This window comes from Bradyrhizobium sp. CCBAU 65884 (genome assembly GCF_028128835.1).
Taxonomy (GTDB): domain Bacteria; phylum Pseudomonadota; class Alphaproteobacteria; order Rhizobiales; family Xanthobacteraceae; genus Bradyrhizobium; species Bradyrhizobium ottawaense.
In genome coordinates this window covers 61,239-88,082 of record NZ_LBJU01000104.1, presented here as the reverse complement: position 1 = coordinate 88,082, position 26,844 = coordinate 61,239, and the positions used below count along the sequence as shown (strand labels likewise).

Here is a 26,844-nt window from a genome sequence, read left to right as displayed (position 1 = left end):
AATTTCGAGTGTTTGGCCTTACGCCGCGCGCACCTTGGCGAGGAAGCCGTCGACGGCGCTGCGCAGCGCGCCGGACTGGCTGTCCAGTTCGCGGGCGTTGGTGAGCACGTCGGTTGCCGCGGTGCCGGTCGCTTCCGCGGCCGAGGTGACACTGCCGATATTGGCGTTGATCTCGTTCGAACCGGCCGCGACCGACTGGATGTTGCGGGCGATCTCGCGGGTCGCTTCGCCCTGCTGCTCGATCGATGCGGAAATGCCGGCGGTGATCTCGCTCATCTCGGCGATGGTCTGGGTGATGCCGGAGATGGCCGTGACCGCGTCGCTGGTCGAGGTCTGCATCGCCGCGACTTGCGCGGAGATCTCCTCGGTCGCCTTGGCGGTCTGGTTGGCCAGCGCCTTGACCTCGGAGGCGACGACTGCGAATCCGCGGCCGGATTCACCGGCGCGTGCCGCCTCGATGGTGGCGTTGAGCGCGAGCAGATTGGTCTGCGCGGCGATCGAATGGATCAGCTTGACAACTTCGCCGATCTTCTCGGCGCCGGTCGAGAGCACCTGAACGGTGGCATTGGTACGCTCGGCGTCGCTGACGGCGCGGCTGGCGACTTCGGTCGAGCGCGTGACCTGGCGGGAGATTTCCGCAACCGAGCTCGACAGCTCTTCGGCGGCCGCCGCAACCGTGCCGACATTGCCGGAGGCTTTTTGCGAGGCAGCGCCGACCGTCGCCGCGCGCGAGGAGGCGTCGCTGGCGGTCGCGGTCATCGACTGCGCCGTCGTCTGCATGCCGGCCGCGGCCGAGGAGACCGAGCGGACGATGCCGTTGACGCTGCGTTCGAAGTCGTTGGCGATGCCTTCCATCGCGCTGCGACGTTCCGCCGCGACGCGCTCCTTGGCATCGGCTTCGGTCCTTTCGAGGTCGCGGATGCGGACCGCGTTGTCCTTGAAGATCTGGACGGTGGAGGCCATCGCGCCGACCTCGTCGCCGCGGCCAACGCCGGGAATGTCGCCCTCGAGCTTGCCGTCGGCGAGATCCTTCATGCGGGCGCCAAGCAGCGCCAGCGGGCGGCTGATGCCGCGGCCGATCAGCCAGGCGACGCTGCCGGCGACAATGAAAATGCCGAGCATGGCAAAGCCGAGCAGCCAATAGACCGGACCCATCTTGGCGTCGATGTCGTCGAGATAGGCGCCGGTGCCGAGATACATGTCGAAGCCGGGCACCGCCACCGCGTAGCCGATCTTGCGGATCGGCGTCGGCTGACCGGGCTTCATGTATTCATAATGCAGCAGGATCGAACCGTTGGCCTTGACGCCGTCCATCAGCTCGACCGACAGCTTGCGGCCGTTGGTCACGACATCCATGCGGTTGGTGCCGATCTGCTTGGGATCCGGCGCGAGCTGCGTGATGCCTTCATACGACGTACCGAACAGATAGCCCGCGCCGTTGTCGTAGGTCATCGAATTGCCGTAGCGGCGAAGCTCGGCCATCGCCGCGTCCTTCGTCAGCTCGCCGGCGTCGACGCGCTTCTTCAGAGCGCCCGCATAGTTGCGTGCCAGCTCGACGATCGCCTTGGCCTGATCGATGCGCGCATTCACCATCTCGCGCTTCATCAGATAGCCGGCGAGGACACCGGAGATGCACAGGCCGAACAAGGTGACGCCGACAAGGATGCCGAGCTTCGGGGCGATCTTCAGATTGCTCAATTTCACGATTAGCTCCGGCAATAATGGGATACGGGCGCGCGACAGATCGATCGAAATCGAAATAACTTTTAGGGAGAGAGCCTTAGCAAGTTACTTACGTGCCTCCGTAGAAGCCCGGACGCAGCCGCAAAAAACGGCAATTTATCTCCGCACCGGCAACCAACGATTGTACGCGACCGCTCCGATTTCGCGTAAAAGACGCAAAGGCCCGCCCGCGGAGACGGGTCACAACAAGAACCGACAAACCAAATCGGGAGCGAGAAAATGCCGAAATACAGGGTGGTGACGCCGAAGGGCGCGAGCTTCACGGTCGCGGGCAGCGACTATTCCTTTGAGCGCGAGGCGCTCGATCCGATCGACGCCGAGATCATCGAGGCTCCCGCCGACGAGGCGGGGTTCATCGCCGCCGCAAAGACCGCGGACGCCATCTATGCCAAGGGCATCCCGATCACCAAGACCATCATCGACAGCTTGCAGACCTGCAAGGTCATCACGCTTGGCTCGGTCGGCGTCGACAGCGTCGACGTCAAGGCCGCCACCGCGCGCGGCATTCCCGTCACCAACATTCCGGACACCTTCATCGAAGAGGTCGCCGACCACGCCATGATGCTGCTGCTCGCCGGCTTCCGCCGCCTGGTCGAGCAGGACCGCATGGTGCGCAGCGGCCGCTGGGCTGAGGGCCGGCCAGCGCTGCTCAAGGTCCCGAGGCTGATGGGCCAGACGCTCGGCTTCGTCTCGTTCGGCCGCGTGGCGCGTGCGGTTGCGAAACGCGCGGCGCCGTTCGGCCTGCGCATGATGGCCTACGATCCCTTCATCCAGGAAACGCTGATGTACGATCACGGCGTGATCCCGGCGACACTGAACGAGGTGCTGTCGCAATCCGACTTCGTCTCGATGCATGCCCCGGCAAGGCCCGAGGTGCATCACATGCTGACCGAGAAGCACTTTCGGCAGATGAAGAAGGGCTCGATCTTCATCAACACCGGGCGCGGCGCAACCGTGGACGAGGAGAGCCTGATCAAGGCGCTGCAGGAAGGCTGGATCGCGCACGCCGCGCTCGACGTGCTGGAGAAGGAGCCGCCCTCGCACAACAATCCCCTGCTCGGCATGGAAAACGTGACGCTGACCGCCCACGTCGCTTCGGCCTCGGCACGGTTTGACGAAGCGCGCAAGCGCCGCGTGGGCTACGAATTGTCACTGGTGCTTCAGGGCATGTGGCCGGTAAGCTGCGTCAATCCGTCGGTGCTGCAAGACACCACGCTCCGCCGCTGGCAACCCGTCAGCATGGATCGCGGGCCGAACAGCTAGGCGGCCGGCGCCAAGGCGCCAGAGGCGAAACGGCCCTTCACCGGCGATCAACGCCGGGAAGGGGACATCATAGGGAGGAACTGATGAGGAACGACATCACACGTCGTGATGCCTTGGCGCTGGGCCTGTCCGCTGCAACGCTCGCGGCCACCGGTGCTGCAGCGCAAACAACATCATCGACAATCAAGGCCGCCGACGTGGCGGCGCCCAAGCTTGCGATCGAGAAGGGCGCATCCTTGCGCATGCTACGCCCGGTGCGCTTCGTCCAGGCCGACGAGGACGTGTTCCGCGCCAATGCAGCAAAGTTCACCAAGGAGACCGGCGTCGAGGTCAAGGTCGATTTCGTCGGCTGGGAGGACATCAACCAGCAGACCGCGGTCACCTCGAACTCCGGCGCGGGCCCCGACATCATCATCGGCTTCTCCGACGCTCCCCACATTTACGTCGACAAGCTGATCGAGCTGACCGACGTCGCCGACTATGTCGGCAAGCGCTATGGCGGCTGGCTGCCGCTTGCGCAGCGCTACGGCAAGAAGAACAAGAGCGACGCCTGGATCGGCCTGCCGTTCGGTGCAACCGCGGGGCCACTGATCTACCGCAAGTCGATCCTGCAATCGGTCGGCTTCGACAAGGTGCCGGAAGACCATGCCGGAATCCTCGACCTGTGCCAGAAGCTGCACAAGGCCGGCAAACCAGCCGGCTTCGCGCTAGGCAACGCCAAGGGCGACGGCAACGGCTTCGCCAATTGGGCGCTGTGGTCGCACAATGCTTCCCTGCTCGACGAGGAAGGCAATGTCGTCATCAACAGCAAGGAGACCATCTCGGCGCTGAACTGGGTCAAGCAGATCTACCCGACCTTCATCGCCGGCACGCCGTCGTGGAACGACGTCAGCAACAACCGCGCCTATTCCTCGCAGGAGATCTCCCTGACCGCCAACGGCGTCTCGCTGTACTTCTCGCTCAAGAACGACCCGGCGACCAAGGCGATCGCCGAGGACAGCGAGCATCAACTGCTGCCCAAGGGCCTGGCCAAGGTCTCTCCGATGGCGGGCCTGACACTCAACGCGATGGTGTTCAAGCACAGCCAGTACCCCAACGCCGCAAAGGCCTTCCTGCAATACATGCTGGAAAAGGACCAGTACGAGCCCTGGCTCAATGCCAATTCCGGTTACTGGTCGCAGCCGCTGGCCGCCTATGCCGAGGCCGCGGTGTGGTCGCAGGATCCCAAGGTGAAGCTGTTCAAGGACACGATGAACAGCACTTACTATGACGGCTACAAGGGCCCGATCTCGACGGCGACCGGAGCCGTCAGCGCCGACTACGTGCTGATTCAGATGTGCGCGTCCGTTGCGACCGGTGCGGCCACGCCGGAGGCCGCCGCCGCGGAAGCCGAGCAGCGCTGCAAGCGGTACTTCCGGCGGCAGCGGTAACGCGCGACGATAGAGCCGTCGTCATTGCGAGGAGCACTTGCGACGAAGCAATCCAGACTGCAGCCGCGGCGACAGACTGGATTGCTTCGCTTCGCTCGCAATGACGGTGTGGTGACGTTCAACGATAGGACAACACACTGATGTCCGTGACGACACTTTCCTCTCCCGTACTTGCCCAGCGGCAGCCGAACTGGCTGGTGCGGCTGTTCGACTACAAGCCGTTCCTGATCGTAATGTGCCTGGCGCCCGCGATCGGGCTGCTCTCGGTGTTCCTGACCTACCCGCTCGGCCTCGGCATCTGGCTCGCCTTCACCGACACCACGATCGGCCGGCGCGGCGTCTTCGTGGGCCTGGAGAATTTCCAGTATCTGCTCACCGATCCCTTGTGGTGGAACGCCGTGTTCTACAGCGTGGTCTATACCGGCATCGCGACCTTCGGGAAGTTCGCGCTCGGCTTCTGGCTCGCGCTGCTGCTCAACAACCATTTTCCGTTCAAGAGCATCCTGCGTGCGATCATCCTGCTGCCCTGGATCGTGCCGACCGTGCTCTCGGCGCTGGCGTTCTGGTGGATCTACGATCCGCAATTCTCGATCATCTCCTATTTGCTGGTCGACGTGCTGCACTGGCGATCGGGCAATGTCGACTTCCTCGGCTCGCCCTGGCCGGCGCGCTTCTCGCTGATCGCCGCCAACATCTGGCGCGGCATTCCCTTCGTCGCGATCTCGCTGCTCGCGGGCCTGCAGACCATCTCGCCCTCGCTCTACGAGGCCGCGATGCTCGACGGCGCCAGCGCCTGGCAGCGCTTCCGCTACATCACCTTCCCGATGATGATGCCGATCCTCGCCATCGTCATGACCTTCTCGATCATCTTCACCTTCACCGACTTCCAGCTGGTCTACGCCATCACCCGCGGCGGGCCCGTCAACTCGACCCATCTGCTGGCGACGCTGGCGTTTCAGCGCGGCATCGCCGGCGGCGAACTCGGCGAAGGTGCGGCGATCGCGGTATCGATGATCCCGTTCCTGATCTTCGCGACGCTGTTCTCTTATTTCGGCCTGGCGCGCCGCAAATGGCAGCAGGGAGAGGCCAATGACTGATACCGTCGCGCAAACCGCCGCTGTGGCCGACGCGAAAGCGGCACCTGACACCATGGCCTGGGATTCCGGGCTGCGGCGGCTGATGATGATCTATCTGCCGCTCGGCTGCTTCGTGCTGATCCTGCTGTTCCCGTTTTACTGGATGGCGATCACCTCGTTCAAGCCGAACGCGGAGCTGATGAACTACAAGGACCACAATCCGTTCTGGATCTCCTCGCCGACGCTTGCCCACATCAAGCATCTGCTGTTCGACACTGCCTATCCGCGCTGGCTCAAGACGACGATGCTGGTGGCGATCGGCTCGACCACGCTGTCCCTGATCGCGAGCACGCTCGCTGCCTATGCGATCGAGCGCCTGCGCTTCCGCGGCAGTCCTTATGTGGGCCTCGGCATTTATCTGGCCTATCTCGTGCCGCCGTCGATCCTGTTCATTCCCCTCGCCACCGTCGTTGTGCAGTTCGGCCTGTTCGACTCACCGCTGGCGCTGATCCTGGTCTATCCGACCTTCCTGGTGCCGTTCTGCACCTGGCTGCTGATCGGCTACTTCAAGTCGATCCCCTACGAGCTCGAGGAATGCGCGCTGGTGGACGGCGCAACACGCCTCCAGATCCTGCGACGGATCACGCTGCCGCTCGCGGTGCCCGGGCTGATCTCCGCCGGCATCTTCTCCTTCACGCTGTCCTGGAACGAGTTCATCTACGCGCTCGCCTTCATCCAGAGCGGCGCCAACAAGACCGTGCCGGTCGCAATCCTGACCGAGCTCGTCACCGGCGATGTCTACCAATGGGGGGCGCTGATGGCAGGCTCGCTGCTGGGCTCGCTGCCGGTCGCGATCTTCTACTCGCTGTTCGTGGACTACTACGTGTCCTCGCTGACCGGCGCGGTAAAGGAGTAGATCGCGGCTGCGGCGTTTGGCCCGGTTTCACAAAACTGCAACACGCGATCCGCATAACGCGTGCGTCCGCCAACAGGAGACGCACATGCGCGCGACTTTTCTTGCCACCGTCGCAACGATCATTCTCGCCGCGAGCCCAGCGCTCGCGCAGAGCGAAGGTGAATTCCCCGCCAAGCTCGCCGGCCACGTGGTGATGCCGGCCGCCACCTTCATCGACGCCCCCGCCGATGCCCCCGCCGATCTCAAGACTTCAGGGAAATACACCACCGGCAAGCGGGTCGACGCGCTCGGCACCGTGATGGGCAAGTCCTATGAGCGCGCGACCGGCCTGTCGCTGCCGTTCAAGGGCCAGCCGCTCCAGGGCCATTCCGGCATCAAGACCATGCCCGACGGCAGCTTCTGGGTCATCACTGACAACGGCATGGGCGCGCGCGCCAACTCGCCGGATTCGATGCTGTACCTCAACCGCTACAAGATGGACTGGGCCGGCGGCAAAATCGAGCGGCTGGAGACGATCTTCCTGCACGATCCCGACAAAAAGGTCCCGTTCCGCATCGTGCACGAGGACACGCAGAAGCGCTATCTCACCGGCTCCGACTTCGACACCGAAGGCTTCCAGATCATCGGCGAGACCTTCTGGATCGGCGACGAGTTCGGTCCCTACATCCTGAAGGCCGACAAATCAGGCAAGATCCTGGCCGTGTTCGATACGGTTGCTGACGGCAAGCCGGTGTGGTCGCCGGACAGTTGGGCCGTGGCGACGCCGGGCGCGCCGGGCGCGACCTACACCAACGTCAACATCCGCCGCTCCAAGGGCTATGAGGGCTTTGCGTCCTCCAAGGACGGCAAGTTCCTCTACGGCCTGCTCGAGGGACCGCTGTGGGACGCCGAGAAGAAGGACTGGGAGAAGGTCGACGGCAAGGAAGCCTCCCGCATCCTCGAATTCGACGTCGCTGCGGAGAAGTTCACCGGCCGTTACTGGCAGTATGTGTTCGAGCAAAACGGCAACGCCATCGGCGATTTCAACATGATCGATCAGGCCTCCGGCCTCATCATCGAGCGCGACAACGGCGAAGGCACGGCGGACAAGGCCTGCCCGCAAGGCCAGCGCGGCGAGAACTGCTTCCCGGATCTCGCCAAGTTCAAGCGCATCTACAAGATCGAGCTCACGGAGGCCAATGTCGGCAAGCCCGTGCGCAAGATCGGCTATATCGACCTCTTGAAGATCAAGGATCCCGACAAGAAGGCGAGGAAGCCGCTCAACGACGGCGTCTACACCTTCCCGTTCTTCACCATCGAGAACGTCGATCGCGTCGACGACACCCACATCATCGTCGGCAACGACAACAATCTGCCGTTCTCCTCCAGCCGCGATCCCAACAAGGCCGATGACGACGAGTTCATGCTGCTCGAGGTCGCGGATTTCCTGAAGGCGAAATAGGCTGACGCTATGCTCCTCTCCCGCTTCGCGCGGGGGAGGAGTTCGTCGCAAATCAATTACCAAACGCGACGCCCACGTTGATGGGAATCGTCGCATAAGTGATTTCGGACGGCACCGGCGGGAATGGCTGGGCCTGACGCACCATGGCCATGGCCTGGGCATCGAGCACCGCCACACCCGAAGAGCCCCCGAGGCGGCTGGACAGCACCTGACCGCCACGGCCGAGCGTGAAGCTCAGCTTGACCACGCCCCTCTGACCATTCGCACTCGTCGGATACTGGTGGAAGCGCATGAGGTGCGCACGCACGCGCTGATAATAGGTTGCCATCGCCGAAGCAACTGAGCCGGCACTCACGGCGGATGCCAGCGGAGCCTGGCGCTCGGCACGTGGCGGCGCGCTGGTGCGCGGCGCGGGCGGCGCATCCGACGGCTTCCGAGCATCGGGACGTACCACCCGAGGCTTTGCCGGTGCCGGCTTCTCCACGGGCGCGACTTGCACCGGCTCGGGCTTCGGCGGAGCCGGCTCCAGCTTCTGCTCCGGCGGCGCAACCACGTCCGGCTTTTCCTGCGGCGGCGTCGGCGCGATCGTCTCTTCGACGGCCTGCTGCTGCATCGGCTCCGGCGGCGACGCATCCGCCTGCTCCATCACGGGGCCCGGCGCGATATCGAGCGGTGTCGACTGCGGCGCCGATGTCTCCGGCGTCATGTCGATGAGGATCGCCGGCATGTTGACACCTTGCTCGGGCTGCGACCTGATCCAATTCATCGCCAGCAGTGCGGCGGCGATGTGCAACGCCACGACCACCACCGCCGATGCGCCCCAGCGCGCGGTCTCGCGCTCTCGAAGCGGCTCGTGCAGGGCAAAGGCGTTCGCGGCCATCAGTTGCGTCCATCGAGGCCGACGAGGGCAACCTTGAGGTAGCCGGCGTTACGCAGGGTGTTCATCACCTCCATCAGGTCGCCGTAGGAGACGGCCTTGTCGGCGCGCAGATAGATGCGCTCGTCCTTACGGCCTTTGATGACGGCATCGAGGGCGGCGGCGAGACCGTCGCGGGCCATCGTGTCCTCGCCAACGGCAATTGTGAGATCCGGCTTCACCGTCACGAAGGTCGGCTTGTCCGGCCGCGGCGCCGGCTCGGCTGCGGTCGCGGGCAGCTCGACACCGATATCGACGGTGGCGAGTGGGGCTGCCACCATGAAAATGATCAGCAGCACCAGCATCACGTCGATGAACGGCGTGACGTTGATCTCGTTGACGACGTGGAGATCATCCGGGTCACCGCGCTTGAGCGGCGATCCCGCGCGCGCGCCGAGCTTCGCACCCATGGGCCTACTCCGCCGCCCGCGCCAGGCGGAACTCCCTGTGGTCGCGCTGACGGCTGACCAGCAGCATCAGCTGCGCCGAGGCATCGCCGAGCAACGCGCGGTAATTGGCGATGCCGCGGACGAGGTGATTGTAGATCACGACCGCCGGGATCGCTGCGACGAGCCCGAGCGCGGTGGCGAGCAGCGCCTCCGCGATGCCCGGCGCGACCACCGCGAGGCTGGTGGTGTGGCTCTCGGAGATGCCGATGAAGGCGTTCATGATGCCCCAGACGGTCCCGAACAGGCCGACGAAGGGCGCAGTGGCGCCGATGGTCGCGAGCACGCCGGTGCCGCGCGCGATCTGCCTGGACATCGCCGCCTCCACCCGCTCGAGCCGCAGCGCCACCCGCTCCTGAAGGCCGTCGTCGAGGATGCCGCCCGAGAGCTCGGCTTCCCTGGCGCAGGACTGGATCAGCTGGGCAACGGCATCGTGCGCGTCACCGGCCCGTGACGATGCCTCAGCCAGCGTCATGTTGCCTTCGAGCCCGCGCGTCCGCTGCAAGGCGAGCATGCCCTTGCGGCGCAGCTCGATGGTCTTGGCGAGCCACACCGTCCATGTCACCAGCGAGGCGACAGCGAGCCCGATCATCACCGTCTTCACGATAATGTCGGCGCTGACGAACATGCCCCAGGGCGACAGATTGCGCGGTAACAGGGCTTCGTCGATCGCGAAGGCCGGTGTCGGCACCAGCGCGATTGCAACGACCATTTGCCGAAGCCTGGACTTGCCTTGCATCCTGATCTCCCGACAACAAAAGAAAGCTACGCAGCCGGCTGCGCCGCGATCCGGGCCGCGAGCTGCCGGAACCGCGCCAGCTGATCCGTCCGCAGCGCCCTTGTCTCGTCGCGGCCGACGAAGATCTTGAACATGATGCCGCCGTCGGCGTTCACGAACGCGACGAAGGCCGACGATTTGCCCATGAACGGGCGCTCGACGAAGGCGACGCCAGCGCAGCGCTCGTGGCGAAGATGGCCGTGCAGACCCTTCGGCTGCATCAGGTTGAAGTAGCCGCGGCCGATCTCGCCCGCAGGAACAGCGCCCGTGAACTCGAAGATCGCGTCATCGGTGTGCACGATCAGCGTGACCTCGCCCCACTCCGCGATGTCCAGCATGGCGGCGGCAAAGTGCTCGCCGCCACCGATCCGCACCATGGAGGATGGCAGCGCCTCGATCACGCTGCGCGGGGTGACCTTGCGCTCGCGCGCAACGTCCTCGATCACAGCACCCGGATTGTCGGCCATATGGACCCTGAGATCGGCAAGATCGGTGCTCAACATGTCCGGCTCCTCTGCCATTGCAATCTAGGCGGCCGCGGCCTTGCGCTCGCTCTGGATCACCTCAAAGCCTTCGAACTTGGGATGGCCGAGATACAGGCTCTCGCCGGTCGAGTTGTCGGCGCGGGCATGGGCACGACGAAACTGGTCCGAGCGCGTCCAGGCCTCGAACGCCGCCTTGTCGACCCAGGTGGTGTGCGACGAATAAAGCGTGTGGTCCTCGGCCTCCGGGCCCTTCAGCAGGTGAAACTCGACGAAGCCCGGCATGCTGCCGAGATAGGATTCACGGGTGGCCCAGACGGTTTCGAACGCGGTCTCCGCGCCCTTCTTCACCTGGAAACGATTCATGGCGATGAACATCAAAGTCTCTCCTTTTGATCAAAACGAAACGCGCCGGAGCCGCGCTGGAGCATCAGCGCGGCCCGGCGGAGATGTGGTGCTGCGAAGCTGGCGCTACGCACCTCCAAAATGGATCTTCATGCCGGCCTTGTAGACCCGGCCCGGTCCGGGGCTCGACCACAGCACGTCGTTCTGCGTGGTGCCGTCGGTCGACGTGCCGGGAATGGCGTAAGGCCGGTAGTACTGGTTCAAGAGATTGTCGATCGACGCCGAGAACACGATGTCCTTCGTTGCGTTGTAGGTCATGTACAGATTGACCAGCTCGTACCCGGTCGCGGGCAAATAGCCGGCGGGTACGTCGTTGTTGGCACCGAACGAGGCCCATTGCGCCGTCAGGATCAGCGTGCGGTCGAGCAGGCGGACGCCGCCGGTCGTGACGACCTTGCGCGGGGTGATGGTCGCGAGCCCGACATTGGTGACGGCGTTCTTGCCCTGGATGTAGTGGCCGGCGACACCGATGAACCAGCTGCCGGCATCGTACATCGTCTCCGCCTCGAAACCCTGGATGCGGGCCTGCGCGATGTTCTGGTACTGGTAGAACTGACTGAACGAGCCAAACCCGGTCGGGACCGGCGTCGAGGCGACGAGGTCGATGTAATCGCTGACGTCGTTGCGGAACAGGTTGATCTTGCCGCGGAAGGAGTCACTGGCGCTGAAGATGTTGTCGTACTTCAGGTTGATGCCGACTTCCTTGTTCTCGCCGACTTCGGGACGAAGATTCGGATTGGGCAGGAAGCAGAACAGGCCGACGGTCCCGTCAGGACAGGGGAAGAAGGCCGGCCCGCCACCGGTCGCATGCGCGCCTGAGATCACGGTCTCGGTGATCGAGGGAGCGCGATAGCCTTCGGCGTAGCTGACATATGGCTGGAAGCCGGGAACGGGCGTGACGCCAAGGGTGATCTTCGGCGAGAAGCGGTCGCCGCTGCCGTTGGTCTTGCCCGACTCCAGATCGTAGCGATCGTAACGGATCGCGCTCACGGCCTCGAACCAGGTGCTGTAGTTCTGCTTCAACTGCAGGAATCCGCCCGACACGGTGCGGATGCCGCTCGGCGTGGTGATGTTGGAATTGCCGCGGCTGTCGGTCGTGATCACATCGTCCTGAAACGCATCGAAGCCCACTGTGAGTGCGTTGCGCCAGTCACCGACGTTGAACCGCGTGGTGTTGTTGGCGTCGATGCCGTAGGTATTGAGGACATAGCCGCGCTTGTCGCCGACGCAGCCGGAGATGTTGTTGCCGAAATTGCCGGTGCCGCACAGAGCCGCACCCGAGGTCGAATAGTGGTAGGTCTTGGTCTGGTCGTTATCGACGCGGTTTCCATAGATTGACATGTGCCAGTCGAACAAATTGTCGCTCGGCAGCGCGTAATTCCAGGTGATCGTGCCGGTGTAGTTCTTGGCATCGGAGGCGTAGACCGACGAGCCCTGATAGAGCGCGCGCTGGGCGGCGGTCGCGACGGGGCCCCTGTTGAACTGGCCGACATCGTATTGATAGTCCTGGAAGATGGCGCCGAACTTGACCTCGTGGCCGAGGGCGGGACGCACCGTGAGCTTCATCAGGCCACTCTCGACCTGGTTGCCGGTGTTGCCGATCTCGGTGCCGTTGCCGTCCTTGTAATTGCCTTGCGTGCGATAGACCGCGCCGCCGAAGATATCGACGTCCGGTGTGGCGCGCACGCCGCCGAAGACCGAGCCGAGGCCGCGATTGTTGTTGGAGCCGTAGGAGCCCGAGAGATCGACGCCCCAGCGCTCGCCGGGACGCAGCACATCGTCGATGTCCTTGGTGCGGAACGAGACCAGGCCGCCGATCGCGCCGGAGCCGTAGATGTTGGCGGTCGGGCCGCGCACGACGTCGACGCCGCCGACCAATTCAGGATCGAGGAAGAAGGAGCCGCTGGCGTTATGACCGGTGCGCTGGTAGTTCTGGCGCGCACCATCGACGACCACCGCAACGCGCCCGAACTCCTGCAGGCCGCGGATGTTGATGACGGTCGCGGGATCGTCGCCGCGTTCCTGGAACGACACGCCGGGGACAGCATAGAAGATGCCCGACAGCCGGTTCGGCTGAAGACCCTGGATCTGGTCGGGCGAAATGGAGCTGACCGGCGCGAGCGCATCGATCGCGCGCTCCTTGGTTTTCGTTGCAGCGACCGTGATGGTGTCGAGCGTCTGAACCGGCGCGGTGCCGCCGGCCTGGGCTCGGGCGTTGAGGACCTCCGGCGCTGCCTGCTGCGCGACCAGCGGCTTGGCCGGCTTGCGCTTAGCCTGCTTCGGCCGCTCCGTCGACGCGCGTTCAGCCTGCGGCTCGGCGGTCTGTGCAAGACCGCTCTTCGTCGTCATTGCCGCAAATGAAATCACCGACGCGCCCAAAATCAAGGCGCGCGAATACTTAGCCCCGTCAGCCATATCAGCCCCAGCCTGCACTTCACTCTATTATTTCAGGTCTTTTGGCTGGCGTGCGTTCGCAACGCGAACGACTGGCTGGCTGTTTTCTCAAGACGCGGGCAAGTCACCCCGCCGCCATAATTGGTTACGTGGCAACACTCTGACGGTCAATGTCACAAGGTTGCAGTTTATATCGATTGTAAATTGCAGCCGTTGGAATGCGCTTCGTGCCGCTTGTACAAACAAGCAAGCAGCACTCCAGGGTTTCGAAAGCGCATCACAGCCAACATGTCAGCAACATCAGGAGACAGCAGCGGCGGCGCGGCGGGGTCGGCAGGAAGCCCTGCTGCGACAACGAGAACCCTCACCATGCGTGGGAGCCGGATCGACAGTCGCGAGCTGTTTGCGGCCGAGCGCGAGATCATCATCGCGCATGGCGAGGACAGCTATCGGCTTCGCCTGACCTCGCAGAACAAGCTGATCCTGACGAAGTAACCTATAATGACATTTTGTCGCACCCTCGCTAGCCTCCTGCTCTCCAGCACGATCGCGCTCGCCTCTGCCGCGCACGCCGCCGGCATCACCGTGCATGACGCGCGCAATCGCGACGTCGCCGTGACCGACTTCGCGCGCACCGTCTCGATCGGTGGCGCCATCACCGAGATCATCTATGCGCTCGGGCTCGAGAACCGGCTGGTCGGCGTCGACACCACCAGCCTTTATCCAGCGGCGGCGCTGCACGACAAACCCAATGTCGGCTACATGCGCCAGATCTCCGCCGAAGGCGTGTTGGGCCTCAACCCCACCCTCATCCTGGCGATCCAGGGCTCAGGCCCGCACGCGACCATGGAGATCCTGGAAACGGCGAAGGTGCCGTTGGTGCTGGTGCCCGACACCTTCTCCGAGGACGGTCTGATCGAGAAGATAAAACTGGTCGGCCACGCCATGGGTGTCGATGCGCGCGCCGCCTGCCTCAGCGCCGCGGTCGGCGCCGATCTTGCGCAGCTGCGCGCCCTGCGCGCCAAGGTGACCAAGCCGGTGCGCGTGATGTTCGTGATGTCGCTCCAGAACGGGCGCGCCATGGTCGCCGGCCACAAGACCGCGGCCGACGAGATCATTCAACTCGCCGGCGCCGCCAACGCCGTCGACGATTTCGACGGCTACAAGATCATCGGTGACGAGGCCATCGCGGCGGCAAGACCCGACGTGGTGCTGTCGATCGAGCGCGGCAAGGACTCGCTTGCTGCCGACGCGATCTATGCCCATCCCGGCTTCGCCCTGACGCCGGTCGCGGCCAACAAGAGCCTCATCACAATGGACGGGCTCTATCTGCTCGGCTTCGGGCCACGGACGGCGGCGGCGGCGCGAGATCTCTCGGTAAAACTATATCCGGCATTGGCCGAACCGGGCGATGCATTCACCTCGGCGCTGTCGGCGGCAAATTGCCGGCAATGAGCGTGGCGATCGGCACGGAAGCGCGCGGCACGGAACGACGCCCCAGCTCGCGGTCCGCATCGTTCGCAATCCCTCTCCTGATCGCGGTGCTCGCGGTCGCTGCGATCGTGGCGCTGAGCTTCGGCGCCGCCGGCATTCCCCTCTCCCGTCTGCCTGCCGCACTCGGCCTATCAGGCGAAAGCACGGCCATGACGGCCCGCGACCAGCTCGTGCTGTGGTCGATCCGCGTCCCCCGGATCGCGGCGGCGGCGATGGTCGGCGGCCTGCTCGCCGCGGCCGGCGCGATCATGCAAGGGCTGTTTCGTAACCCGCTCGCCGATCCCGCGCTGGTCGGCGTCTCCAGCGGCGGCGCGCTCGCAGCCGCAAGCGCGATCGTGTTCACCGATTCGCGCTTCGGCGAGACGCTGCGCTTCCTCCAGGCCGAGCTCCTGCCGCTCGCGGCATTCGCGGGATCGCTGGCCACGACCGCGATCCTCTACGGCATCTCGAGCCGCTCGGGCCGCACCTCGATCGCGGTCTTCCTGCTCGCCGGCGTCGCCATCACCGCCATCGCCAATGCCGGCATCGGGCTTCTGGTGTTCATCGCCGACGACCGCCAGCTCCGCGACGTCACGTTCTGGCTGCTGGGCTCGATGAGCGGGGTGACCTGGACCAAGGCCGCCGTGCTGGCGCCCATCCTCGTCATCGGGCTTGGCGCCTGCGCCTTCATCGCGCGCGGCCTCGATCTCCTGGTGCTCGGCGAGGCCGACGCCTTTCACGGCGGCGTTGACGTCGAGCGTCTCAAGCGGATCTCGATCGTCATGGTCTCCGCCATGACCGGCGTCGCGGTGTCGATCAGCGGTGTCATCGGCTTCGTCGGCATCGTCGTGCCGCATCTGCTCCGTCTCGTCATTGGACCTGCGCATCGGCTGTTGTTGCCGGCCTCGGTGCTATCAGGCGCGATCCTGATGGTCGGCGCCGACACGCTGGCGCGCACCATCGTGGCGCCGGCGGAGATGCCGATCGGCATTCTGACCGCAGGGGTCGGCGCGCCGGTCTTCCTCTTCATCCTGCTGCGGCAGCGCGGGCTGGCCTCGCTATGAGCGCCGTGATCGAGGCGCGTGCCTTGAGCAAGCGCGCCGGCCGCGCGACGCTGCTCGATGGCGTCGGCCTGACGGTTGCGGCCGGCGAGATGGTCGCAATCATCGGCCCGAACGGCGCCGGCAAGTCGACGCTGCTGCGGTTGCTCTCCGGCGATCTCCGCCCGAACGCAGGCGAGGTGCGCCTGAAGCAGCGGGATATCAGCGGCTATGCGCCCCGCGAGCTTGCCGCGCACCGCGCCATGCTGTCCCAGCACATCAACGTCACCTTCCCCTTCACCGTCGAGGAGATCGTGCTGATGGGCGCGGGCGAGCGCAGCGCGCGTGAAGCAGGCGCGCTCGTCGACGCGGCCCTCGATGAGGTTGGGCTGGCCCATTTCCGCGAACGGCAATTGCCGACGCTCTCAGGCGGCGAACAGCAGCGTGCCCATTTCGCCCGCGTGCTGGTGCAGCTCGCCTGCGGCGAAGCCGAGCATGGCCCGGGACTTCTGCTGCTGGACGAGCCGACCTCGAGCCTGGATCTGCGCCACCAGATCGACCTCGTCGAAGCAGCGCGCCGCCGCGCGGCCGGCGGCACCGCAGTCATCGCGATCCTGCACGACCTCAATCTCGCGATCCGCTTCGCCGACCGGCTGGTCGTGCTGGCTGGCGGCAAGCTCGCCGCGGATGGCCCGCGCGCGGATGTCGTCACCCGCGAGATCATCCGCGAGATCTTCGAGATCGATGCCGTCGTCCATCAAGGCGACGACGGCGTGCCTTACGTGCTGCCGCAGTCGATGCGGGCGGCGCTCCTCACCTCTTCCCAGCGGGGAGAGGTGAGGGCCTAGCCGCCTACCCCGCCGGCACGATCACCATGCTCTTGTCCTTCGGCCAGCGGATGCGCCAGGCGAAGTTGATATCCTTGACTTCGCCCGGCTTGGCGTCGAACGACCATTCCAGCACGCCGCGGCGGTCACGGATGTTGCTGGCGGTCGGCGGCGTGGTCGCGGGCAGCATTTCGACGACGATGTCCTCGCTCTCGCTGACCGGCAACTGATCCTCGATCGCGACCTTGATCGGGAAATCATGACCGTTGCGGATGGTGGTCTTGAACGTACGCTCGTCGGTCTTGGATGTTGTGACAAGCAGGCCGGCCGAACCCTCGTTGCGCTTGAGCACGGCGCGCTCGATTCTCACCTTGTCGTCGGCGCCGAAGCCGAGCCGCACGATGTCGTCCTTGGCGGAAGCGGAGAGCTTGCCGCGGCCGACGAAGACGCCGTCGCGGTAGATCGCGACCTTGCCGGGCAGCAGAGCCGAGTCGTCGGTCTGCCTGAAGCTGGCTTCGAGGAAGGCGGTCGGGTCCAGCACCGGTGCGGCGCGGACCGCGAGGTCGGCGGGCACGGTCATCGCTGCAATCCGCAGGCTCTTGGCGCCCTCGGCGGCGCCGAGGCTGACGCGGCCGGGAATTTTGAACGTCGCCTGGAAATCCCCGATCTCGGCAATTGCCTGCTGCTCGTCGGCACGTTCGCGCGGCTCGGCCGCCTCCGCGATCTTGGCCATCGCTGGCGATTGCATCTGGCGCAGGACCGGCGCGGGCCGCGCCAGATCGGAGACCGAGCCTGCTGCCAGCGGCTTCGGCACCTGGGGATATTGCGCGACCAGCGAATGCAGCTCCGGCGCACTGCCGCCGCGGCTGATGCGGGTTGTGGAGACGCCGAGCGTCACGTTGGACCAATCCTCGCCGGTCGATTGCGTGATCTCGGCGCGACGAATGAGTTCGAGCTGCGGCTTGCGATCCTTGGCGCCGGTGTCGAGCCGGGCGTCATAGAGCGGCATCCAGCGCGCATTGCGCACGGCATACGTCACGCGCAGCGTCGCCTTCATCGCAGCGGCCGCGGCAACGTCCATGCGAACCTCGAGCTTGCTCGGCGGCTTGGCCTTGCGCTCGACCTCGAGTTGGGCGATCTGCCGGTCGATCTCGCGCGTCTTGCGCGTGGCGTCGCGGACGGCGGTGTCGGCGCTCGCAATTTCCTCGCCGACCGCAGCAAAAGCCACGCGCCATTCGGCGATCGGCCGCGCCTCGCCCTTGTCGCCGATCCCCGCCGGGGAGGTTTCCGCAAAGTGCTCCGCAAACTTGCGCCGCGCATTCGCCGAGTCGATCGCGCCTTGCAAATCGGCGCGCTGATCGTTCAAGGCCTCGATGCGCTTTTCCAGCTCGGGCAGATTGACCGGCGCGGCGCGAGGCGACCGCGCATCGATCGTGCCGATGGTGAGCTTTGCGCCGCCCTCACCCTCGACCCGGATGGAGGAGGCATCGAGACCAAGCGGGAAGTCCTTGGCAACAAGCGTCGAATCCCCGGACGGCAAATCGACCGTGATGACGCGCGTGACGGTGGCACCATCGGGGTAAACCGTGACCGTATCGATCGCCGAAATGGCGTCCAGATCGGCGGCCCATGATGGCGACGACGCCGCCATGGTGACCAGAACCAGGGTCGTCGTTGCCAAATATCTTGCGGTGATGCGCATGAAGTCCCTCCTGCCGTACCGCCGCGCCGCCAGCCGGACGCGCGCGATCAAATGCCTCGCCAACATGGTTGGACGCGGCAGGGAAGGAACTGGTTCGATTGGGGTTTCCGTGGGGCGCCGCGGCGGCGGCACCAAGGCCGCGGAACGGAACGTCGTCCCGCGGCGAGCCCGCTAAACCTGGGTCGACGCCCCCTGGCCGAAGATGCGGCGGAGCAGATCGGTCACGTTCCTGGCTCCGGCCTTCTTCAGGATGCCGGCGCGATAGCCCTCGACGGTCCGTGCGCTCAGATGCATGCGCCGGGCGATCTCCTTGTTGGTCAGGCCGGCAGCGAGGTGCTCGAGCACGTCGCCCTCACGCTCGGTCAAGGGCTCGCAGCCGGGCAACCAGCGCTGCCGGCTCGTGCCGGGCTGCGCAAATTCGTCGATGGCGGCATCGATCCGGCCGACGATGTCGTGGGTGCGGAACGGCTTTTCGATGAAGTCGGCCGCGCCGCTCTTGATGGCGTCGACCGCCATGGCGATGCTGCCATTCGCCGAGGTCACCAGCACCGGTGCCATGCAGTTTTCCTCGCGCAGCCGCCTGAGCATGTCGAGGCCGGAGCGATCGGGCGGCAGCTCCATCAGCACGCAGGCCGGCATCCGCGCCTTCGCTTCCGACAGAAGTGAGGCACCGTCAGCGAAGCAGATCACGTCATAGGCGCTCTGTTGGAGCGCGGTCGAAAGTTGTTCGCGGGAGGCAGCGTCGGTGTCGATGACGAATACCTCGCCCTTGGAAAGCATGTTCCCCGGCATAATCCCGATCCAGCAATGTCTTGGTCAAATGGTCCGAGACGGAAAGCGGGCCGCATCGCCCTGCCGCGCCGTCGTGAGCACGGCATTCACGCCAGTGCTTCGGTTTCCCCTATGTATGTTCCGGCCGGTTCCTGGATTTGACGGATCGAGACAGAAACTTTACATTTCGGGACATCTGCGGGAATGGCTGGCAGGAACGGTTCGCATGACCGACCTCGTTCGCAGCGCAGGCTTGAGCTATTACCCGGAGGTCGCCCGGTCGGTCGGGCTCGATCCCAAACAGATGATGCGCAAGGCCAGGCTGCCGCTGGCCTGCCTCGACAAGCCCGATACGCCCATCGCCGTCGCCGGCCTGCGCCGTCTGCTCGAATTGTCGGCGGAGGCCTCCGGCGCCGAAGATTTCGGCTTGCGTCTCGCCGAGCGCGGCGGCCTGACCAATTTCGGTGCGGTCGGCCTGATCGTGCGCGAGCAGGCGACCGTCGGCGAGGCGATCGAAGCATTCTCGCGCTTCATCCACATCCATCATGACGGCATGCGGCTGGACGTTGCGCGCGACGGGCAGATCGTGACGGTCACGCTGCACCTGCGCGGCCGGCAGCCGAGCGCGCCGCGCCAGGCGATCGACATGGCGCTCGGCAGCATCCACCGCATCATCCAATCGCTGTACGGCCATGACTGGCGGCCGCAGGAGGTCCACCTGCATTACCCGCCGCCGCGCGATCGCAAGCGCTATCGCGAGTTCTACGGCTGCCGCGTGACCTTCAACGCCGAACACGATGCGATCCTGCTCTCGGCGCGCGACATGGAGCGCCGGATCCCGAGCGCGCATCCCCTGATCGCGAGCTATCTGCGCAAGCGGATCGAGGCGATCGAGACCCGGCCGGCAAGTTGGGAAGGGAAGGTCGACGAGGTCGTGCGGACCCTGCTCGCCGGCGGCGACTGCACCGTCGAGCGCGTCGCCGAGCATCTTGCCTGCACCCGCCGTACCATCCACCGGCATCTGGCCTCATCAGGCACCAGCTTCTCGGCCATCCTGGATGCGCAACGCGCCGATCTCGTGATCCAGCTGATCGAGGACCCCGACCGGCCGCTGGCTGACATCGCGACCCAGCTCGGCTTCTCCGCGCAGAGCGCCATGGCGCGCTGGTTCCGTGGCCGGTTCGGCTGCACCGTCACCGACTGGCGCAAGGGCATTCGGCCTCCGACACGGCCCGATGCGCCTTCGGCGACCGCAGCTTGAGTTTCAGCGCGCCGGAGCAGGCACGCCCATTACGGCAAGGGCACGCCGCCGGCTGCCGGCGAGCAGCGGGCCGAACGCGACGGCAAATCCGAGGAACGCGACCAGCCAGCCGCAGGCGGCGATGTGCAACAATAGATCGCTGTGCGCGGGCAACACCACGGCGGCGACCCGTGCCAGAGCCGCGATGATGATCGCAGCGTAGATTCCCTGGGTCGCCGGCGAAGCGGTCAACGCCTGTCCGGTGTGGCCGAGGCTCGCGCGGGTCATCACCGCCAGCGTCATGGTTCCCGCCGCGCCCGTCATCCAGGCATGGATGCCGGCGCTTGGCGGCAGCGCTCCGAAAGCCGCGACGGCGTGCAGGATGAAGCCGAGCGGCACGAAGACATAGCCAATATGCAGGATCACCAGCAGTCGCTCGCGAAAGGTGCGATCGCCGGCCCAGCGCGCAAGCCGCACCAGATGCAGCCCGCCGACCAGCGCCATCAGGACACCGGTGACGGCATTCAGCGGCGCCATGATCCAGAAGATGAGCGCGAGCGCGCTGCATCCGATCACTGCGCCGTCGAAGCGTCCGAACGGCACCGGCAGACGGCCGGGATTGAACTTGACCAGCCAGTTGCGGGTGAAGCTCGGAATGATGCGGCCTCCGATCAGCGAGATCAGCAGCATGACCACACCGATGCCGACGCGGATGCTGACATCGGCCGCGCCCTGGTAGTGCGCCTCGAGATGAAAAGCGACATTGCCGGCGAGCAGAACGGACACCATCGCCACCACGGGCAGGTTGCGCCAGTTGCCGCCCGCGATGATCTCGCGCGCCGCGGCAGCGACCACCAGCGCCAGGAAGGCGGCATCGACGAGAAGCGCAAACGCCCAGCCGGTATCGGCCGACAACGTCACCGCGATACGTCCGGCAAGCCAGACCATCACTAACGCCCCCAGCGAGGTGCCCTGGATCGGCAGCCGCCCGGTCCAGTTCGGGATGGCCGTGAACAGGAACCCGGTGATCACCGCCGGCAGGAAGCCGTAGAGCATCTCGTGGACGTGCCAGTCGCGCGGCGCGAACGCGGAACTCACCGACAATTCGCCGTAGAACATCGGCAGCCAAGCCAGAATCGATAGCCCCGCCTGGATCGCGGCGAGCAGGAAAAAGGGCCGAAAACTGTTCGCAAATAGCGGCCAGCCCTCAAAGTTGCGGGATCGAGCGCCAGCCATGGGGTCAACTCCAATAAATTTCAGTCCGTTATCTGGAAAAATACTGCCACTCAGCCGTCCCGTTTTGCGCTATCGCAAACTATCGAACGATTGCAGGTGCCATCACACTCCCTGATGCCAAGGAGGCAGAATGGCCAAGGTCGACACATCGCTGATTGCGCATTTGCCGCTGTTTGCCGGGGTCACGCCGGAAGCTCTGGATGAGATCCTGCGTGAGGCCCGTTCGGCGCGCTATCCCAAGAACAGTGCCATTTTCGAGCAGGGGGCGGATGCGCAGTCCTTCTTCCTGCTGCTGCACGGCCATGTCCGCGCGGCCAAGACCACGCCGACCGGCGAGCAGATCGTGGTACGCTACGTCGCGCCCGGCGAAACGTTCGGGCTCGCCATGGCGATCGGAGCCGTGCAGTATCCGGCGACCGCGATCGCGGTCGATGACAGCGTGGTGCTGATCTGGCCAACCTCGGCCTGGCCGCGGCTGGTCGAGCGATTTCCCTCGCTGGCGGCCAACACGCTCCAGACCGTCGGCAAGCGCCTCCAGGAAAGCCACACCCGCATCCTGGAAATGTCGACCCAGCAGGTCGAGCAGCGCGTCGCCCATGCGCTGCTGCGCCTCGCCAAGCAGTCCGGCAAGAAGCTCGACCACGGCATCGAGATCGACTTCCCGATCAGCCGCCAGGACATCGCCCAGATGACCGGCACCACGCTGCACACCGTCAGCCGCATCCTGAGCGGCTGGGAGAGCCAAGGGCTCGTCGAGAGCGGCCGTCAGCGCATCATCCTGCGCGACCCGCACAGGATCGTCGTGTTGGCGGAGCGAAGCGCCGACAGCGGCGCGGCGTGACAGCCGCCGGGACGTCTCCGCCCGAGATAGGGATTAAGACAGGGATCGAGATAGGGGTGAGGGGCGCTTCCGCTTACGGCGAAAGCGTCCCTCACCCGGGAATCCGCGCGCGCCCGCGTGAATTCCGGACCGCTTCACGCCGGCACGCAATCGCACAACGCGGCGAGGAATTTCTCGCGGTCGATGCCATGCTCGCGGCAGGCATCATCCACCGTGTGGAAGGTTGCGATCGGGCAACCGACACAAGCCATCCTGAAGGCCAGAAACACGCGGATCGTGTGCGGCGCGGTACGCATGATGTCATCGACCAGATCGTCGGATCCAAAAGACATGGACAACTCCGTTCCGCAACGACGATAGCAGAATGGATCGAAGGCTCCTTGTCGAAGCGCAAGCTGGCTTGTCATTCCGGGGCGCGCGAAGCGCGAACTATGATGCGCAATTGCGCATCTCAGAATCCATCGCGCAGCAGGTGACGTGGAGAAATGGATTCCGGGTTCGCGCCAAAGGGCGCGCCCCGGAATGACAGGAGGAGAGACCTTACACAGCCCGGCTGTGCAGCTGCTTCGCCGGATTGAGATGCGCGTCGAACGCGGCCGCGACGCTGCGGACCAGGAAGCGCGAATCCTTTGCGACTGCGAGGCGGTTGCCATCCAGCCTCACGATGCCGTCGGAGATCAGCGGCTTCAGACGCGCCGCCGAATTCAGCATCGCCCCCGCCTCCGCGCCATGGCGCGCGCAGATGTCGCCGAGATCGGCGCTGAACTCGCACATGATGCGTTCGATGATGTCGGCGCGCAGCCGGTCGTCGTCGGTGAGCCCATAGCCCTTGGCGGTGGCGAGACGGTCGGCGGCGATGCTTTGCGCATAGGCGCCGATCTGCACCTCGTTCTGGACGTAACCCTGCGGCAAATGCCCAATCGCGCTCGCGCCGAAACCGAGCAGGACTTCGCTCTTGTCAGTGGTGTAGCCCTGAAAATTGCGCCGCAGCGTCCGTTCCTCGAAGGCCACTGCCATGGAATCGTCGGGTCGCGCGAAATGATCGAGCCCGATCTGCACGTAACCGGCCTCCTTCAATGCATTCGCGATCGCGCAAGCCTGGTCGTGGCGCGCGAGTCCGTCCGGCAACACGGCCTCGTTGATCATCTGCTGGTGCTTCTTGAAGCTGGGCACGTGAGCGTACCCGAACACGGAGAAGCGGTCGGGCGCGAGCGTGAGGCTGCGCCGGACCGTATCCAGACAGGACGCGACGGTCTGGTGCGGCAGCCCGTAGATCAGATCGAAATTGAGTCCCTCGATGCCGGCGCGCCGGAGCATGTCGACCACGGAAGCCGTCTGCTCGAAGCTCTGCACGCGATTGATCGCCCGCTGCACCACGGGATCGAAGCTCTGCACGCCAAGGCTCGCACGGTTGACGCCGGAGAGCCGCATGGCATCGACCATGTCGGCGGTCAATGTGCGGGGATCGATCTCGACCGCGATCTCGGCCGAGGGTAGCACGAAGAACTTCTGGCGCATCGTCGCCATCAACTCGGCGAAAGCTTCCGGCTGCATGATCGTCGGCGTGCCGCCGCCGAAATGGATGTGCTCCACCTTGATGCGGCGGCCAATGGTTTCGGCGACCTGCTCGATCTCGTTGCGCAGCGTCCGCTGATAGCCGGCGATGAGCTCGTCGCGGCGGACGATCTGGGTATGGCAGCCGCAATACCAGCACATCTCGCGGCAGAACGGCACGTGGAGATAGAGTGACGCGCTGGCGCCCGCCGGCAGCTCCGCCAGCCAACTGGCGTAGGCGTCCGGTCCGACCGCCGTCGAAAAATGCGGCGCGGTCGGATAGCTCGTGTAGCGTGGCAATCGTTCTTCGCCGTAGCTCGCCGCTAGATCAGCTCTCATGTCTTACCCATTCGTAAATTTCCGCCGTGCGCAGACATCACGGCAAATCACGGAATGCACTCCAATAACCCGGATCCGCGGAGGCGACCTTGCGCTCGCGCAAAGTCGGCCGGGGGTGCAGCAGACATTGCGCTCGCGCAAAGCGCAGCGGCGGGTTCGGGGCCATGATCATGGCAATTCGCACGCCATCCGGAGCGTTTGCCCATGAGGCTTCTCGCACTCGAACTGATTCTTTCCTTGCTCGACGTCCGCGGCCATATCCCGCGTTTCGACGACTTTCGGCCCCCGGTCGCACCGGCCCCGGCCGGCACCGTGCGCGCTCTGGCCGCGGCCATCGCCGTCTTCGCCGTGCTGTCGCTGGCGATCTGGGCAACGGTCTGGCTTGCCACACATCTATTTTAGTCACGTCTTCGCGAAGGCCTCGACCATGATCTCATCCAAGCGCGCATTCGCCGGCGCGGTCGTGCTGGCATGCATTGTCGGGGCGTCGGCCTTTGCGGCCGACACGACCAGCGGCGATCTCGTCATCACCAGGGCCTGGAGCCGGGCGACGCCCGGCGGAGCCAGGGTCGCCGGCGGCTATCTGACGATCGAGAACAGGGGCCGCGCGCCGGAGCGGCTGCAGGCCGCATCGGCCGCCCATGCGCTTCGAACCGAGATCCATGAAATGACCGTCAACGACGGTGTCATGACCATGCGCCCGCTCGACAAGGGGCTTGTCATCGCACCCGGACAAATCGTGACGCTTGCACCCGGCGGCGGACACCTGATGTTCATCGGTCTCGATGTGCCGCTCCATGCCGGCGACCAGATGCCCGTGACGCTGTCGTTCGAGCACGCCGGCGCAGTGAAAGTGACGCTGGACGTGCAGGCCATCGGCGCACAGGCTCCCGAAAGCGCGAAGACAACGGCGGCCGCAGAGCCTGCACATCGCGTGGAGCAGGCTGCGGCGGTCCCACCCCCGTCGACGACCGAAGCTGACGAGAGCTTCTTCACGCATCTCCATGCTGAAAAGGCCATGGCCAACGTCACGGTCTCGCCCGGGCGCGCCGGTCCAGTCGAAATCGCAATCCAGCTTGAAGATGCGAATGAGTTGCCGCTGAGCGCCGACGCGGTTGCTGTCACGCTCGGCAACGCCGAGCACGGCGTCGCGCCGATCACCGCGAACGCCGAACGCGTCGGCAACGATCAGTGGCGAGTCAGAATGTCGGCACCGCTGTCCGGCCGCTGGTCGCTCGGCCTCGACATCCGCATCAATCCGTCGGATGCGGTTAACGTGGTGTCACCGATCCTGCTCCGTTGAGACACCTAAGTACTGTTGCGGAGACGAATCCGGCAAAACCTTGTCGCAGCGCAAACACTCTTGCCACGATCGGCGCACACTGCATCCGTCATCAAAAACCTTTCCAGATGAAGGATGCTTCCGATGTTCACCCGCAGAGCCGCATTGATCAGCGCCGCCGCGACCGCGCTGATGCTGGCGACCCCCGCCTTCGCGGCCGATGATCTCAAGCTGCCGCGCCAAAAGGTAGAGCTGGTCGCTCCGCCCTTCGTGCACGCGCACGAGCAGGCGACCAAGCAAGGCCCCAAGATCATCGAGTTCAAGCTCACGATCGAGGAGAAGAAGGTCGTCATCGACGAGAAGGGCACCACCTTCCAGGCGATGACCTTCAACGGTTCGATGCCGGGCCCGCTGATGGTCGTGCACGAGGGCGACTACGTCGAAACGACGCTGGTCAATCCCGCGACCAACACCATGCCGCACAACATCGACTTCCATTCCGCGACCGGCGCGCTCGGTGGCGGCGCGCTCACTCTGGTCAATCCCGGCGAGCAGGTCGTGCTGCGCTGGAAGGCAACCAAAACCGGCGTGTTCGTCTACCATTGCGCTCCGGGCGGCCCGATGATCCCCTGGCACGTCGTCTCCGGCATGAACGGCGCCGTGATGGTGCTGCCGCGCGACGGACTGAACGATGGCAAGGGCCACGCTCTGAAGTACGACAAGGTCTACTACATCGGCGAGCAGGACATGTACGTGCCGCGCGACGAGAAGGGCAACTTCAAGTCCTACGACTCGCCGGGTGAAGCCTTCACCGACACCGAAGAGGTGATGAAAAAGCTGACCCCCACCCACGTCGTGTTCAACGGCAAGGTCGGCGCGCTCACCGGCAAGAACGCACTGACTGCCAAGGTCGGCGAGAACGTTCTGATGGTGCATTCGCAGGCCAACCGCGACAGCCGCCCGCATCTGATCGGCGGCCATGGCGACTACGTCTGGGAGACCGGCAAGTTCGGTAATGCACCCGAAGTCGGGCTCGAGACCTGGTTCATCCGCGGCGGCTCGGCGGGAGCTGCACTGTACAAGTTCCAGCAGCCCGGCATCTACGCCTACGTCACGCACAATCTGATCGAGGCCGCCGACCTTGGCGCCACCGCGCACTTCAAGGTCGAAGGCAAGTGGAACGACGATCTGATGATGCAGGTGAAGGCCCCTGCCGAAATACCGGCCGCCACCAACTAAACGCGACAAG

26 protein-coding genes are annotated in these 26,844 nt (G+C 65.1%); 14 read left to right on the top strand and 12 right to left on the bottom strand.

Going from position 1 to position 26,844, the window contains the following annotated elements:
• Positions 1-18 precede the first annotated feature (18 nt).
• Positions 19-1,704: a methyl-accepting chemotaxis protein gene (locus XI03_RS11440; protein ID WP_028140246.1), complete on the bottom strand. Its 1,686-nt coding sequence runs from the start codon at positions 1,702-1,704 to the stop codon at positions 19-21.
• A gap of 258 nt (positions 1,705-1,962) precedes the next feature.
• Between XI03_RS11440 and XI03_RS11435 the strand changes: the two genes are divergently transcribed.
• The 5 genes from XI03_RS11435 to XI03_RS11415 all read left to right on the top strand — a co-directional run bounded on the left by XI03_RS11435 (position 1,963) and on the right by XI03_RS11415 (position 7,869).
• The gene (locus XI03_RS11435) at positions 1,963-3,006 is read left to right on the top strand and encodes a C-terminal binding protein (protein WP_028140247.1); all 1,044 of its coding nucleotides are present in this window, start codon (positions 1,963-1,965) and stop codon (positions 3,004-3,006) included.
• Between the two features lie 83 nt (positions 3,007-3,089).
• Positions 3,090-4,436 carry an ABC transporter substrate-binding protein gene (locus XI03_RS11430; protein WP_271592190.1) on the top strand — a complete coding sequence of 449 codons (1,347 nt, stop codon included), beginning with the start codon at positions 3,090-3,092 and terminating at the stop codon, positions 4,434-4,436.
• Positions 4,437-4,576: 140 nt separating this feature from the next.
• On the top strand, positions 4,577-5,533 hold the full coding sequence (locus XI03_RS11425) for a carbohydrate ABC transporter permease (RefSeq protein ID WP_018317857.1): 957 nt from the start codon (positions 4,577-4,579) through the stop codon (positions 5,531-5,533).
• Positions 5,526-6,428 (top strand): carbohydrate ABC transporter permease, encoded by a 903-nt coding sequence (locus tag XI03_RS11420; RefSeq protein ID WP_028140250.1) that lies wholly within the window; start codon positions 5,526-5,528, stop codon positions 6,426-6,428. The genes XI03_RS11425 and XI03_RS11420 overlap by 8 nt, the downstream gene beginning before the upstream one ends.
• Before the next feature lie 85 nt (positions 6,429-6,513).
• Complete coding sequence (locus tag XI03_RS11415) at positions 6,514-7,869, top strand: esterase-like activity of phytase family protein (protein ID WP_271592189.1); 1,356 nt, start codon at positions 6,514-6,516, stop codon at positions 7,867-7,869.
• 52 nt (positions 7,870-7,921) lie between these two features.
• Here the strand turns inward: XI03_RS11415 and XI03_RS11410 are convergent, their stop codons facing one another.
• The 6 genes from XI03_RS11410 to XI03_RS11385 all read right to left on the bottom strand — a co-directional run bounded on the left by XI03_RS11410 (position 7,922) and on the right by XI03_RS11385 (position 13,311).
• Positions 7,922-8,749 (bottom strand): energy transducer TonB, encoded by an 828-nt coding sequence (locus XI03_RS11410; protein ID WP_028140252.1) that lies wholly within the window; start codon positions 8,747-8,749, stop codon positions 7,922-7,924.
• Positions 8,749-9,195, bottom strand: coding sequence for a TonB system transport protein ExbD (exbD, locus tag XI03_RS11405; protein WP_028140253.1), 447 nt, complete (start codon positions 9,193-9,195; stop codon positions 8,749-8,751). Before exbD ends, XI03_RS11410 begins: the two co-directional genes overlap by 1 nt.
• 4 nt (positions 9,196-9,199) lie before the next feature.
• Positions 9,200-9,970: a tonB-system energizer ExbB gene (gene exbB, locus XI03_RS11400; RefSeq protein ID WP_038948450.1), complete on the bottom strand. Its 771-nt coding sequence runs from the start codon at positions 9,968-9,970 to the stop codon at positions 9,200-9,202.
• 26 nt (positions 9,971-9,996) lie between these two features.
• Positions 9,997-10,512: a heme utilization cystosolic carrier protein HutX gene (gene hutX, locus XI03_RS11395; RefSeq protein WP_271592188.1), complete on the bottom strand. Its 516-nt coding sequence runs from the start codon at positions 10,510-10,512 to the stop codon at positions 9,997-9,999.
• A 24-nt stretch (positions 10,513-10,536) separates the two neighbouring features.
• On the bottom strand, positions 10,537-10,869 hold the full coding sequence (locus XI03_RS11390; RefSeq protein WP_091956483.1) for an antibiotic biosynthesis monooxygenase family protein: 333 nt from the start codon (positions 10,867-10,869) through the stop codon (positions 10,537-10,539).
• Positions 10,870-10,962: 93 nt separating this feature from the next.
• Positions 10,963-13,311, bottom strand: a complete 2,349-nt coding sequence (locus XI03_RS11385; protein ID WP_271592187.1) for a TonB-dependent hemoglobin/transferrin/lactoferrin family receptor — start codon at positions 13,309-13,311, stop codon at positions 10,963-10,965.
• 267 nt (positions 13,312-13,578) lie between these two features.
• Here XI03_RS11385 and XI03_RS11380 point away from each other — a divergent pair, with 267 nt between their 5' ends.
• From XI03_RS11380 to XI03_RS11365, 4 genes are read left to right on the top strand one after another with little or no spacing between them, the layout of a single operon-like run.
• Entirely contained in the window at positions 13,579-13,785 is a 207-nt protein-coding gene (locus XI03_RS11380; protein ID WP_028140258.1) for a hemin uptake protein HemP, read from the top strand.
• 6 nt (positions 13,786-13,791) lie between these two features.
• Positions 13,792-14,745: a heme/hemin ABC transporter substrate-binding protein gene (locus XI03_RS11375; protein WP_271592186.1), complete on the top strand. Its 954-nt coding sequence runs from the start codon at positions 13,792-13,794 to the stop codon at positions 14,743-14,745.
• Positions 14,742-15,827: a FecCD family ABC transporter permease gene (locus tag XI03_RS11370; protein WP_271592185.1), complete on the top strand. Its 1,086-nt coding sequence runs from the start codon at positions 14,742-14,744 to the stop codon at positions 15,825-15,827. The genes XI03_RS11375 and XI03_RS11370 overlap by 4 nt, the downstream gene beginning before the upstream one ends.
• Positions 15,824-16,651, top strand: coding sequence for a heme ABC transporter ATP-binding protein (locus XI03_RS11365; protein WP_095426647.1), 828 nt, complete (start codon positions 15,824-15,826; stop codon positions 16,649-16,651). Before XI03_RS11370 ends, XI03_RS11365 begins: the two co-directional genes overlap by 4 nt.
• 4 nt (positions 16,652-16,655) lie before the next feature.
• Here XI03_RS11365 and XI03_RS11360 read toward each other — a convergent pair whose 3' ends face one another.
• Both XI03_RS11360 and XI03_RS11355 read right to left on the bottom strand, forming a co-directional pair.
• Positions 16,656-18,332 carry a mucoidy inhibitor MuiA family protein gene (locus XI03_RS11360; RefSeq protein ID WP_271592184.1) on the bottom strand — a complete coding sequence of 559 codons (1,677 nt, stop codon included), beginning with the start codon at positions 18,330-18,332 and terminating at the stop codon, positions 16,656-16,658.
• 171 nt (positions 18,333-18,503) lie between these two features.
• Positions 18,504-19,124: a response regulator transcription factor gene (locus XI03_RS11355; RefSeq protein WP_028140262.1), complete on the bottom strand. Its 621-nt coding sequence runs from the start codon at positions 19,122-19,124 to the stop codon at positions 18,504-18,506.
• 205 nt (positions 19,125-19,329) lie between these two features.
• On the opposite strand from XI03_RS11355, the gene XI03_RS11350 reads away from it, so the two are divergent.
• Positions 19,330-20,364 carry an AraC family transcriptional regulator gene (locus tag XI03_RS11350; RefSeq protein WP_271592183.1) on the top strand — a complete coding sequence of 345 codons (1,035 nt, stop codon included), beginning with the start codon at positions 19,330-19,332 and terminating at the stop codon, positions 20,362-20,364.
• 3 nt (positions 20,365-20,367) lie between these two features.
• Here XI03_RS11350 and XI03_RS11345 read toward each other — a convergent pair whose 3' ends face one another.
• Complete coding sequence (locus XI03_RS11345) at positions 20,368-21,579, bottom strand: NnrS family protein (RefSeq protein ID WP_271592182.1); 1,212 nt, start codon at positions 21,577-21,579, stop codon at positions 20,368-20,370.
• 130 nt (positions 21,580-21,709) lie between these two features.
• On the opposite strand from XI03_RS11345, the gene XI03_RS11340 reads away from it, so the two are divergent.
• Complete coding sequence (locus XI03_RS11340; protein ID WP_028140265.1) at positions 21,710-22,420, top strand: Crp/Fnr family transcriptional regulator; 711 nt, start codon at positions 21,710-21,712, stop codon at positions 22,418-22,420.
• Positions 22,421-22,554: 134 nt separating this feature from the next.
• Here the strand turns inward: XI03_RS11340 and XI03_RS11335 are convergent, their stop codons facing one another.
• Together XI03_RS11335 and hemN are read right to left on the bottom strand one after the other, a co-directional pair.
• Complete coding sequence (locus XI03_RS11335; RefSeq protein ID WP_028140266.1) at positions 22,555-22,752, bottom strand: DUF1858 domain-containing protein; 198 nt, start codon at positions 22,750-22,752, stop codon at positions 22,555-22,557.
• Between the two features lie 208 nt (positions 22,753-22,960).
• Positions 22,961-24,313 carry an oxygen-independent coproporphyrinogen III oxidase gene (gene hemN, locus XI03_RS11330; RefSeq protein WP_271592181.1) on the bottom strand — a complete coding sequence of 451 codons (1,353 nt, stop codon included), beginning with the start codon at positions 24,311-24,313 and terminating at the stop codon, positions 22,961-22,963.
• A 204-nt stretch (positions 24,314-24,517) separates the two neighbouring features.
• Between hemN and XI03_RS11325 the strand changes: the two genes are divergently transcribed.
• The 3 genes from XI03_RS11325 to nirK all read left to right on the top strand — a co-directional run bounded on the left by XI03_RS11325 (position 24,518) and on the right by nirK (position 26,834).
• Positions 24,518-24,715, top strand: coding sequence for a hypothetical protein (locus XI03_RS11325; protein WP_271592180.1), 198 nt, complete (start codon positions 24,518-24,520; stop codon positions 24,713-24,715).
• Positions 24,716-24,740: 25 nt separating this feature from the next.
• Entirely contained in the window at positions 24,741-25,616 is an 876-nt protein-coding gene (locus XI03_RS40260) for a copper chaperone PCu(A)C (protein WP_333935669.1), read from the top strand.
• Positions 25,617-25,739: 123 nt separating this feature from the next.
• Positions 25,740-26,834, top strand: a complete 1,095-nt coding sequence (gene nirK / locus XI03_RS11315) for a copper-containing nitrite reductase (RefSeq protein ID WP_271592179.1) — start codon at positions 25,740-25,742, stop codon at positions 26,832-26,834.
• Positions 26,835-26,844 lie beyond the last annotated feature (10 nt).

Bases quoted from the DNA above. Each gene is read 5' to 3' on its own strand.
- XI03_RS11435 (WP_028140247.1), top strand. From the start codon at position 1,963: ATGCCGAAATACAGGGTGGTGACGCCGAAGGGCGCGAGCTTCACGGTC.
- XI03_RS11430 (WP_271592190.1), top strand. From the start codon at position 3,090: ATGAGGAACGACATCACACGTCGTGATGCCTTGGCGCTGGGCCTGTCC.
- XI03_RS11425 (WP_018317857.1), top strand. From the start codon at position 4,577: ATGTCCGTGACGACACTTTCCTCTCCCGTACTTGCCCAGCGGCAGCCG.
- XI03_RS11420 (WP_028140250.1), top strand. From the start codon at position 5,526: ATGACTGATACCGTCGCGCAAACCGCCGCTGTGGCCGACGCGAAAGCG.
- XI03_RS11415 (WP_271592189.1), top strand. From the start codon at position 6,514: ATGCGCGCGACTTTTCTTGCCACCGTCGCAACGATCATTCTCGCCGCG.
- XI03_RS11410 (WP_028140252.1), bottom strand. From the start codon at position 8,749: ATGGCCGCGAACGCCTTTGCCCTGCACGAGCCGCTTCGAGAGCGCGAG.
- exbD (WP_028140253.1), bottom strand. From the start codon at position 9,195: ATGGGTGCGAAGCTCGGCGCGCGCGCGGGATCGCCGCTCAAGCGCGGT.
- exbB (WP_038948450.1), bottom strand. From the start codon at position 9,970: ATGCAAGGCAAGTCCAGGCTTCGGCAAATGGTCGTTGCAATCGCGCTG.
- hutX (WP_271592188.1), bottom strand. From the start codon at position 10,512: ATGTTGAGCACCGATCTTGCCGATCTCAGGGTCCATATGGCCGACAAT.
- XI03_RS11390 (WP_091956483.1), bottom strand. From the start codon at position 10,869: ATGTTCATCGCCATGAATCGTTTCCAGGTGAAGAAGGGCGCGGAGACC.
- XI03_RS11385 (WP_271592187.1), bottom strand. From the start codon at position 13,311: ATGGCTGACGGGGCTAAGTATTCGCGCGCCTTGATTTTGGGCGCGTCG.
- XI03_RS11380 (WP_028140258.1), top strand. From the start codon at position 13,579: ATGTCAGCAACATCAGGAGACAGCAGCGGCGGCGCGGCGGGGTCGGCA.
- XI03_RS11375 (WP_271592186.1), top strand. From the start codon at position 13,792: ATGACATTTTGTCGCACCCTCGCTAGCCTCCTGCTCTCCAGCACGATC.
- XI03_RS11370 (WP_271592185.1), top strand. From the start codon at position 14,742: ATGAGCGTGGCGATCGGCACGGAAGCGCGCGGCACGGAACGACGCCCC.
- XI03_RS11365 (WP_095426647.1), top strand. From the start codon at position 15,824: ATGAGCGCCGTGATCGAGGCGCGTGCCTTGAGCAAGCGCGCCGGCCGC.
- XI03_RS11360 (WP_271592184.1), bottom strand. From the start codon at position 18,332: ATGCGCATCACCGCAAGATATTTGGCAACGACGACCCTGGTTCTGGTC.
- XI03_RS11355 (WP_028140262.1), bottom strand. From the start codon at position 19,124: ATGCCGGGGAACATGCTTTCCAAGGGCGAGGTATTCGTCATCGACACC.
- XI03_RS11350 (WP_271592183.1), top strand. From the start codon at position 19,330: ATGACCGACCTCGTTCGCAGCGCAGGCTTGAGCTATTACCCGGAGGTC.
- XI03_RS11345 (WP_271592182.1), bottom strand. From the start codon at position 21,579: ATGGCTGGCGCTCGATCCCGCAACTTTGAGGGCTGGCCGCTATTTGCG.
- XI03_RS11340 (WP_028140265.1), top strand. From the start codon at position 21,710: ATGGCCAAGGTCGACACATCGCTGATTGCGCATTTGCCGCTGTTTGCC.
- XI03_RS11335 (WP_028140266.1), bottom strand. From the start codon at position 22,752: ATGTCTTTTGGATCCGACGATCTGGTCGATGACATCATGCGTACCGCG.
- hemN (WP_271592181.1), bottom strand. From the start codon at position 24,313: ATGAGAGCTGATCTAGCGGCGAGCTACGGCGAAGAACGATTGCCACGC.
- XI03_RS11325 (WP_271592180.1), top strand. From the start codon at position 24,518: ATGAGGCTTCTCGCACTCGAACTGATTCTTTCCTTGCTCGACGTCCGC.
- XI03_RS40260 (WP_333935669.1), top strand. From the start codon at position 24,741: ATGATCTCATCCAAGCGCGCATTCGCCGGCGCGGTCGTGCTGGCATGC.
- nirK (WP_271592179.1), top strand. From the start codon at position 25,740: ATGTTCACCCGCAGAGCCGCATTGATCAGCGCCGCCGCGACCGCGCTG.